The organism is Mesorhizobium sp. WSM4816, from assembly GCF_055811535.1.
In genome coordinates this window covers 30,689-39,695 of record NZ_JBVVQR010000048.1, presented here as the reverse complement: position 1 = coordinate 39,695, position 9,007 = coordinate 30,689, and the positions used below count along the sequence as shown (strand labels likewise).

Sequence of the window (9,007 nt, the reverse complement as noted above, 5' to 3'; positions counted from 1 at the left end):
ATGTCGCCTGATTGCGTTTCAAAAAACGCCCCATGCGCCATCTGCGCCAAACTTCGGCCCCCGTGCAAAGCCCTCCTAGGAGCTGACAAATCGACTTCGACGGGAGGGTCTATCGTAGGAGCGGCGGATACGACTAGTTTGCCGTTCTCCTCCACAAGCAGCCTTGCTGCCATAAGAACGTCAACGACGCAGCGAGCACCCGTCTTATTTCCAGAGTTGTTGTTTTGGCCCGAAACGTAAAGAACATGGGTTGAGAAGTCCTTTTCGGACATCCCGCCTTTGATGCGAACGGTTGTCACTAGCCCCGAGACTTTTTCATTCGTCTGGACAGCCTCTTTCCAGTAGTTTTGGGCGTCTTCGGTTTGTTTGTGGTCAAGGGCGCGACCAAGTTTTTTCCCGAGTTCGGTTGCAGTTTTCTTCATGCCCCCGTTGATCAACCCGATGTCAGTCAGGAACTTGTTGTTTCTGCTGATGATCGTCTTATGAAGACCGACTAGCTTTGAAAGATTGTCGAGCGAAGCTTGTTCAGGAGCGCTGCTGTATCCGCGCAGTATCTTCTGTACTTCCTCAAATGAGGAACCCGGCAAGTTGAATTCGGTCGCCATTAAAACACCCCCCAAAAAAAGTCCCCACGAACCGCCACACTTTGGAGGAGTTTTACCAAGCTCACAAGAGACCCTCTTTAGCTGGCTTCGGGCGATCCAACTGTAGACTGAAAAATCTACCTACGAAGATCGGTCATTTTTGCGACGGGGCAGCAGATGTTGCGTCCGCGTGTCAAGGTCGTTCATTCGTCGTGTCAAAGTCTTAAGCTGGGATTTCAACTCCGCAACTTCTTCTTCGAGGGGCCGCGCGGGTTCACTTGAAGGCGACTTCCCTTCCGTCTCAAATGACATCCTAAGACGGGTGACGATTTCGGCGGTCATTGTCCTGCCGTTAATCTTCGCCGCTTCATTGATTTGGTCCCGCATGCCGTCCGGCAAGCGGATGATGAACTTGTCCTGTCTCTGCGTCGTTCCGGCGGCCATGCATCCCCCATGATTTGACAGCCACCCTCAAAGCAGCCATATTCACATATGGCACCAAGCCATACAACAACGCTTTGAGGTAAATACCATGCTCGTGACGGAACACCCAAAGATCATTTTCCGCATACCACCGGAGATCAAGGATTGGATCAAGTCCCGCGCCGCCAGCAACGAACGAACAATGAATTGGGAGATCGTCCAAATCCTGAAAGCAGCAAGGCAGGCCGATGAGGCAGGCGCGTTGAAGGGGACGAGCGATGCTGCTTGAACACCTCTACACGCCCCAACAGACTGCCGAAATCCTTGGCGTCTCCCTCAAGACTTTGAGGGGGCATGTCGATCTTGGCCGCATTCGATCAATCGTCGTCGGCGGAGGAAAGATGCGCAAGCGCCGAATGTTCACCAGCAAAAATATCCGGACGTTCATCGAAAACCAGAAAGTGCGTGAGGTTCCCAAGTGTCAGTCTTCAAACACCCCAAAAGCCCCTTCTATCAAATCGAATTCCATATCGACGGTCATCCCTTTCGAGGCTCTTCAAAAACCGGGAACAAAAAAGAAGCAGAAGCTATAGAACGGCAGTGGCGGGAGAACGCCCGCACCGATCTTGCGACGAAGAAGCAACACGGCAATGGACCGATGACGCTTAGCCTTGCGGCGGGGCGCTACATGACGGAAGTCATGCAGGGCAAAGCGTCGGAAGGGGACAGCTACCGCGCGTTGCAGCGGCTCATCAAGGTCATTGGCGGGGACACCCGCATGGATGCCATCACAGACAGCCACGTGGCCACCTACATCGCCACCCGCCGCACAGAAACCCGGTGGGGCCGGAAGGAGTTCAAGGACGGCTCCCCGGTGGGCAAGGTGTCAGGTGCGACGATCAACCGGGAAGTGGCAGTCCTCAAACGGCTGTTCCAGCGGTCTAGGCGGACGTGGAAGATGCCGCTGCCGAACGAACCGGACTGGCGTGGACACCTACAGCAAGAGGAGCCGGAGCGCGTTCGCGAGTTCACGCAAGCGGAGGAAGACACGCTTTACGCTGGGGTTCGGCCCGACTATCTGCCGTGGTTTGAGTTCGCCCATAACAGCAGCTTGCGGCTTGGCGAAACGCTTCTCCGGTGGACCTCTGTCAACTTCAAGACCGGGCAAATCCGGGTGAAGGGTAAGGGCAACAAGTGGGTAGTGACACAGATCACCCCAACCATCCGCGCCATCCTGCAACCGATGATTGGGCATCACCCGGATTACGTCTTCACCTACGTTGCCAAGCGCACAGTGCCGCGCATGAAGATAGTGCGCGGTCAGCGTTACCCCCTGACCTACTCGGGCATCCAAAGCCATTGGGGGCGGCTGAAAAAGGCAAAGGCGCTCACCGACATACGTATTCACGATGTCCGGCATGACGCCGCGACCAAGATCGTCCGCGCAACCGGAAACCTGAAAATCGCGAAGGTCTTGCTCAATCACAGTTCGATTTCCGTCACCGACAAATACGCTCACGTGCTGGACAGCGAAGTGGCGAACGCGATGGAGACAGTCGCAAAATCCCGGAAAAAGTCCCGGAATGCGAAAAAGAAGGTCGCTTAGCCTATGAACCTGTTAGTGAAATTGATTTCAGACCTCCGGCCTTCTAAGCCGATGGTCACAGGTTCGAATCCTGTCGGGATCGCCAGCATTTTCGTTGTCCATTCCGGACTCATTGGATCGACGCTGATCGGCCCGCGTCCTCGCCAGGAGGCGCGGGCTTTCATTTTTCAGCCTGGTGCTAAGTGCGACTGGCTCCAGGTGCCTCGTCGAGGAGATTTGGCCCTTTGCTCACAGGCATCTGGCCGTCGGGAGTAAGCTTGTCCACCGCGTCGGGCAGTTCACTTGTGAGCCGGTCGAGAAGTTCCTCGCGGGACAAACCGGTTTGCTCCGCCAGATCGCTCAACGTTTGCGGGTCGATCGCTTTCTCGACTTGGTCGCGCGGAACGGGGCGATTCGATCCTGTACCAACCCAGGAATCGACTTGATCGCCCGCACCCGCATTCCTGAGACGCTCCAGGATGTCCCCGAGCCCGCCGGTGGAGCCAGCGTTTTTGGCATCTGTCGAGTTCCTGCCGGCGATTAACTCGCCGATCTTATCCTTATTCTTGTAGGCAAGCAGGCCAAGCAGGGCTATGGCGACTTTTCCTATGTCAAGGCTCATTTCGCACCTCCTTCCATGGAGAACGGACAAGGCATGCGGCTTTGAAAGGTTCCACGGTTATTTGCTGCCGGGCTGGTTTTCAGTTCGGTTAAGGGCGATGGGGCTTCCCGGACAGGCCTCGCGCGGGCGGACTTGGTCAGCAGGATTGCGGACCACCCGCCAAATCGGGAAATGGCGGGTGGTCGCTTATCAGCGCAGGAAGGGACTTAGCTGCGCGGATCTCAAATCGGGTGCCTCTAGCTAACAATGATTCCTATCGCCAGGAACGTGATCGATACGGCGAAGACTGCAGCGAGTAACCAGCGGGCTTGGTGGACGCCATTTTCCATTGGCTCCTTGCGTGAGCTCACAGCTAGCAACTGCTACGAGCAGCCGCAGTTCCGGGTAGCGCGGTGTCCGGGCTACTACGCAAAAACAGGTGAGACTTAGGTCCCGTCTCGAATCAGACCGAAGCCCAACCAAGGAACGTTTGCGGCTGCCTGAGGTTTGGTGAGCCTGGCGCGAAGACGATGCCGTTCAGCGCAAGAGAGCTCACATCAAGGAGGCACTTATGAGTATGCGTCTTTCCACTGCAGCCGCTGGGTTTCTGTTGCTGGCCGGTATCGGCGCCGCTGCCGCTCAGGACGTAGTCATCGAGCCTGAACAGGAGACCGTCATCAGGGAATATGTCAAAAAGCAGCCGCTGGCATCGGTGAAAATCCCTGGAGTGGAGCTCAATATCGGCTCAACCTTGCCCGAAACCGTCGAACTTCATGAAGTCCCCGACACAAAATACCGTTACGTGGTGGTCGACAACCGGACCGTTGTGGTTGACCCGGGCACGCGCAAGATCATCAAAGTCATCGAATGAGCTAAGCGACTGGACCCGCCGTGCCGAAAGGTGCGGCGGGAAGTCGAGCGACGAGGAATGTGATCACCATGTCGAACCGTGAGATTGGAGCGTCGCAGGCGCTGCGAATACGCGTGGCTGACCTCGCTGAGAGGATGCGCGGCGCCCGGATTACCGAAAACGAACTGAAGACCTTTCGAAAGGTCGCAGCAGTCCTGGAGGACGGCAAGGGTAGAATCGATGCCGACGATTTGATTGCCGCATCCTTCGTCGTCGATCCGCCGGACTGACAAGAAGTGCTGCAATGTCCCTGTCTCCCAGCCTATTCTCTGTTGGCCTGACTTTCCAATGCCCGCAGTGCAACTTCACCGTCATCAAGAACGGCAGCTGGTTTCAGGTCGTTTCCCATTACAAGTGCGAGGGATGCGGACGCGAGATCCGGATTACCTATCCCGACAAGATTGCGATCTTCCACAAGCACGCGCACTTGGCCATGCCGCCGGGAGCGCGGTAGCTGCGGCAGATGTGCAGACCAACTCCTTCATTGCCAACTCCTTCATTGAAAGTGAGCTCGAATTGCCGGGCATGAGCGCGAGTCATGGTGACCTAGATAAACCAGGTCGCCACCAGCCCCAAAGAGGCGGAAAAGATTGCGATCGTAGTAGCCCATCCCAGGGCGTTGGTTGTCCGGCTGTTGACCTTGTCTCCCATGATCCGCCGGTTGTTCGTCATCAGCATGATAAGAAGAAGCAGTGGCGGCGTGGAAAAGCCCTGCACGATACCGGACCAGACGAGCGCCTTCATTGGGTTGAAACCCAGGAAATTCAGGCCAACAGCAATCAGCGTGAAGGCGCCGATAGCGATATAGAACTTTGGCGCCTCACGCGGCTTGGCATGAAGGCTGTGCTCCCATCCAACCGCCTGCGCCAGATCGTATGCCGCACCTGTCGTCATGACCGGAACGGCAAGGAACCCGACCCCGATCACGCCGGCCGCGAACAGTACGCCAGCGGCTGCACCAGCGAGCGGCTTGAGAGCTTCGGCTGCTTGAGCGGCGGTCTCGACGTCGTGCTCGCCGGCTTCATAGAGCGTAGACCCTGTCGACAGGATGATGAAGTACATGATGAGGTTGGAAAAAATCATGCCGATCAGGATATCGCGGCGGGAGCGGCGCAGTTCACCGTCGGTGGCGCCCTTGCGCTTCCTCAGCGTCGTTCTCCCCTCGGCAATCTCTTCCTCCACCTCCTCATTCGACTGCCAGGTGTAGAGATAGGCTGAAAGGGTGGTGCCGATGATGGCCACCAGGACAGGAACTCGCGGCTGAACTGGATCTTCGGAACAAGGGTTCCCCACAGCACGGCTGCCGCATCCGGCTTCGCCATGATGGCCGAGCCGACATAGGCAAGCAGGGCCAGCGCGAGCCAGCGGAAGATGTTGCGTATGAGCGTGTAAGAGCCCCAAAGCTGGAGAGCAAAGATCGCGGCCGCGACTGAAATCACAATGAGGGAGATCGGAACAGGAAGGAAGATGTTGATGGATGCAGCCATGCCGCCGAGATCGGCGGCTGCTTCGATCGTGTTGCCGATCAGCACGCCCACCAGGACAGCCCAGAGCAGCCATCGGGGATAGAAGTCCTTGATCGCATGAAAGAGGCCGCGGCCCGAAACCTGTCCAAGCTTCGACGAGAGATACACGACCGTGTACATCATCGGCAGCGTTACAGGAGCGGTCCAAAGCAGGTCCGGGCCAAAGCGCGCGCCGGCACTTGCATAGGTGCCGATCGCCGAGCAATCGTCGTCGGCGGCGCCGGTGATAAGGCCGAGTCCAAGTGCTCGCCCTATGCCGTCCTTCTTGTCTTCCCGTGGTGAAGTGGCGTTACGATCGCGCTGCGTCATTGCGGCCACGCCGCGCAAAGAGCGTCACGCGCAAGCACGAGAAAAACGTCGCGAGCAATTATCCTATAAATGTACTGCAGCACGGGAGTGGGTCTCATACCGGCAAACCTCTACCGCCGTTCCAACTCCGCAATCGGCTGCTTGTTCCCCGCGTCAGCCGAGTGTTCAGGGCATGATAGAGCCCACGATTTCGATGAGCTTGGGCCTCTTCCAAACCTTTCATCTTTTGACGGAACCCTACCCAACGTTTTACGAGATATTCTGCCGGTGTGATTGTCTGTTGGCCGATGTGCGCCAATGGTTCGACGCCGTGCGCGTCACATCAATCTTTGATATTGCCAAAAGGCTCGCTCGATCGGATTGAGTTCGGGTGAGTATGGCGGCAGGAATCACAGCTTGCGCCGGCTGCCCTTAGGGCCTGGGACAGGGCGGATCTGATCGGGGCTTTTCCACGAATGACTTTGATGGGCGCGGCGGCACTGCTGATCCTGATCCTGACCTATGCCGGCGTCGCCGTCGGCAGGTTCCCCGGCTTGCGCCTCGACCGGGCAGGCATCGCGCTGCTCGGCGGTGCGGCGATGATCGCCATCGGCGCACTCAGCCTGGAGGACGCATACCGCGCCATCAGTTTCGACACGATCACGCTGTTGCTCGGCATGATGATCGTCGTGGCGCATCTGAAAGTCTCGGGCGCCTTTCGTGCGCTCGGCGCCATTGCCATCGAGCATGCGCATGCGCCGTTCATGCTGCTTGTGATGGTGACGCTGCTGACCGGGGTGCTGTCGGCGTTCCTGGTCAACGACGCGATCTGCCTGGTCATGGCGCCGATCGTCGTCCACGTCACCCGCGTCATCAACCGAAACCCTGTCCCCTATCTGATCGCCACCGCTACGGCGTCGAATTGCGCCAGTGTCGCCACCATCACCGGCAACCCACAGAATATGGTCATCGGCGCGCTGTCGGGGATTTCCTATCCGGCCTTTTCGGCGGCCCTGGCGCCGGTCGCGCTGTTCGGCCTCGTCGCCGTCGTCGTCATCGTGCGCATCGTCTATCGCGCCGAGTTCGCGCGCAAGGCCGAAGTCAGCCCCGAAGTCTATCGCGGCCGCATGTTGCCGGGCCAGGTACTCAAGGCGGTGGTGGTCTGCATCGGACTGGCGATCGCCTTCTTTGCCGGCGTTCCGGTCGCCAAGGCGGCGCTCATCGGCGGGGCCATTCTTCTCGTGACCCGTGCCATAAAGCCGGCGCGCATCTACCGCGAGATCGACGGGCCGTTGCTGTTCATGTTCGCCGGCCTGTTCATCGTCGTCGCCGGCGCCGAGAAGACGCTGCTCACGCCCGACATCATAGCCTCGGCAAAAGGCCTCGGGCTGGACGACGTCTGGCGGCTGTCCGGCTTCACCGCGGTGCTGTCCAACATCATGAGCAATGTTCCGGCCGTGCTGGCGCTGCGGCCGTTCATACCCGGCCTGGAAGACCCCGAGCGAGCCTGGCTGGTCGTCGCCATGAGCTCGACGCTGGCCGGCAATTTCACGCTGCTCGGTTCAGTCGCCAATCTGATCGTCGCCGAGTACGCGCGGGTCTCCGGCACACCACTGTCGTTCGCCGCCTTCTTCAAGGTCGGCCTACCGCTGACGCTGGTCACGCTGCTTGCCGGGACGGCATGGCTGGCACTTGGGTTTTAGCAGCAGGCAAGGCTGCTCCAGGTGCAGGCCTGGTCGGACTATTTGGCGTGCGTGGGCCAGAACGCCCAGATCAGCAAAGCTGCCAGAGCCAGCCAGAGCGCCACGACAATGAACATCCCCATCCTGCTTTGCGGCTGTTTTTCGAGCGCGGCAGCCCGCGCCCTAAATTCGGCCATCAGCGACGGCGGAACAAGCCTTATGGCCAGGACTACGCCGAGCGGAACGATGATCAGATCGTCGATATAGCCGAGCACCGGAATGAAGTCGGGGATGAGGTCGATGGGGGAAAGCGCATAGGCGGCCACGATCCCGGCAACGAACTTCGCAAACCAGGGCACCCGACGATCGCGTGCAGCGAACCACAGGGCGACGACATCGAGCTTGATATCGCGCGCCCGGCGCTTTGCGGCTTCCAGCCAGGCTTTCATAGCGTTATCTTAGCACAGATTGTCGTCCGCCTGCATCCGAGCGGTTGCTGGTCGCGCAAAATCAGACCGTCCATAGCGCGTCCCAAAGGGCGCGCGGCGCTTTAACACTCCGACGATTCGGTGCTGCTCGGCGGCTTCGCGCCCGAAACATAGGCGTCGAGAAAGTCCTGCGAGGCGACATCGTCGGCGAGGCTCCTCAGCTTTTCGGCCGCGGCCGCCCCCAAAATCGCCTCGACGCGCCGGTTGGCCTCGACCCACACGACATATGCCTGCTGGTATCGCGCCTTGCCGAGCGGCGTCAGCACAGCATGCTTGGTTCGCCGGTCGTGGATATCGTGGCGGACCTCGACTAGACCGTCGCGCACAAGCGGCCGCAGGGCATGCGTCAGCGCTGAGATCTGGATCGCTAGGCGGCCGGCGAGGACCTGCAGCGTCGGCCCGTCATCGCCGTAAGCGGCCGCGAGCCGATCGATCTGGCCGAGCAGAAGGGTTTGCGTTGACGTCAGCCCGGTTGGGACCAACGCCACGTCATACAACTGGCCAAGCCGCCGCGCCGCACGGCGCAGCGACGAATTGATGCAGACGAAATCGTTCGGCATGCCGGGCGCTTCCGCGTCTGGCTCGCCCCGACCTTTTAGCGATGTGAACGATTCGACTGTTTTTTTCATCCTTACAAAATAGTTGAGGGCTGAAGCATTGCAAAGGGGCGCAGATTTGGCTAGTTGGTTGAGCGCTCAACATTTGAGCCCTCAACGTTCAGGAGATAACCCATGTCGTTCGCCGCGACGCAGACCGGCGAGCCGGCGCCTCGCTACCAGGCGGCCTGACGCCGCCCGACCGCCCTGCGCGCGCGCAGGGCGGGGTCCGCGGGCATGGGGAGGGCGACTTGACCGTGAGACGGGCGTTGATATTTGGGTGGGAGCGGGAGAAATAGTAGAACGCGTGCGCCGTGAGAAGGG

General features: G+C 59.1%; 13 protein-coding genes. 6 read left to right on the top strand and 7 right to left on the bottom strand.

Going from position 1 to position 9,007, the window contains the following annotated elements:
* Positions 1-605, bottom strand: a 605-nt coding sequence (locus AC0L3H_RS30040) for a hypothetical protein (protein ID WP_473587894.1), incomplete at its 3' end; no start/stop codon positions are given.
* 120 nt (positions 606-725) lie between these two features.
* Entirely contained in the window at positions 726-1,028 is a 303-nt protein-coding gene (locus AC0L3H_RS30035; RefSeq protein WP_473587893.1) for an Arc family DNA-binding protein, read from the bottom strand.
* A gap of 88 nt (positions 1,029-1,116) precedes the next feature.
* On the opposite strand from AC0L3H_RS30035, the gene AC0L3H_RS30030 reads away from it, so the two are divergent.
* The 3 genes from AC0L3H_RS30030 to AC0L3H_RS30020 are packed head-to-tail and all read left to right on the top strand — an operon-like array spanning position 1,117 to position 2,613.
* Entirely contained in the window at positions 1,117-1,296 is a 180-nt protein-coding gene (locus tag AC0L3H_RS30030; protein WP_473587892.1) for an Arc family DNA-binding protein, read from the top strand.
* Entirely contained in the window at positions 1,286-1,600 is a 315-nt protein-coding gene (locus AC0L3H_RS30025; protein WP_473587891.1) for a helix-turn-helix domain-containing protein, read from the top strand. The genes AC0L3H_RS30030 and AC0L3H_RS30025 overlap by 11 nt, the downstream gene beginning before the upstream one ends.
* Positions 1,486-2,613 carry a tyrosine-type recombinase/integrase gene (locus AC0L3H_RS30020; RefSeq protein ID WP_473587890.1) on the top strand — a complete coding sequence of 376 codons (1,128 nt, stop codon included), beginning with the start codon at positions 1,486-1,488 and terminating at the stop codon, positions 2,611-2,613. The genes AC0L3H_RS30025 and AC0L3H_RS30020 overlap by 115 nt, the downstream gene beginning before the upstream one ends.
* A 178-nt stretch (positions 2,614-2,791) precedes the next feature.
* Here AC0L3H_RS30020 and AC0L3H_RS30015 read toward each other — a convergent pair whose 3' ends face one another.
* Positions 2,792-3,214, bottom strand: a complete 423-nt coding sequence (locus AC0L3H_RS30015) for a YidB family protein (RefSeq protein ID WP_128185518.1) — start codon at positions 3,212-3,214, stop codon at positions 2,792-2,794.
* 550 nt (positions 3,215-3,764) lie between these two features.
* Between AC0L3H_RS30015 and AC0L3H_RS30010 the strand changes: the two genes are divergently transcribed.
* A complete protein-coding gene (locus AC0L3H_RS30010; RefSeq protein ID WP_023800634.1) occupies positions 3,765-4,064 on the top strand; it encodes a DUF1236 domain-containing protein in 300 nt (99 codons plus the stop codon).
* 68 nt (positions 4,065-4,132) lie between these two features.
* Positions 4,133-4,333: a hypothetical protein gene (locus AC0L3H_RS30005; protein ID WP_023800633.1), complete on the top strand. Its 201-nt coding sequence runs from the start codon at positions 4,133-4,135 to the stop codon at positions 4,331-4,333.
* Positions 4,334-4,649: 316 nt separating this feature from the next.
* Here AC0L3H_RS30005 and AC0L3H_RS30000 read toward each other — a convergent pair whose 3' ends face one another.
* On the bottom strand, positions 4,650-5,345 hold the full coding sequence (locus AC0L3H_RS30000) for an NRAMP family divalent metal transporter (RefSeq protein WP_473587889.1): 696 nt from the start codon (positions 5,343-5,345) through the stop codon (positions 4,650-4,652).
* On the bottom strand, positions 5,249-5,938 hold the full coding sequence (locus tag AC0L3H_RS29995; RefSeq protein WP_473587888.1) for an NRAMP family divalent metal transporter: 690 nt from the start codon (positions 5,936-5,938) through the stop codon (positions 5,249-5,251). Before AC0L3H_RS29995 ends, AC0L3H_RS30000 begins: the two co-directional genes overlap by 97 nt.
* Positions 5,939-6,393: 455 nt before the next feature.
* On the opposite strand from AC0L3H_RS29995, the gene AC0L3H_RS29990 reads away from it, so the two are divergent.
* Positions 6,394-7,620 carry an anion transporter gene (locus AC0L3H_RS29990; RefSeq protein WP_473492407.1) on the top strand — a complete coding sequence of 409 codons (1,227 nt, stop codon included), beginning with the start codon at positions 6,394-6,396 and terminating at the stop codon, positions 7,618-7,620.
* A 38-nt stretch (positions 7,621-7,658) separates the two neighbouring features.
* Here the strand turns inward: AC0L3H_RS29990 and AC0L3H_RS29985 are convergent, their stop codons facing one another.
* Positions 7,659-8,048 (bottom strand): YkvA family protein, encoded by a 390-nt coding sequence (locus AC0L3H_RS29985; RefSeq protein WP_287174243.1) that lies wholly within the window; start codon positions 8,046-8,048, stop codon positions 7,659-7,661.
* A 101-nt stretch (positions 8,049-8,149) separates the two neighbouring features.
* Entirely contained in the window at positions 8,150-8,647 is a 498-nt protein-coding gene (locus tag AC0L3H_RS29980; protein ID WP_473492408.1) for a MarR family winged helix-turn-helix transcriptional regulator, read from the bottom strand.
* Positions 8,648-9,007 lie beyond the last annotated feature (360 nt).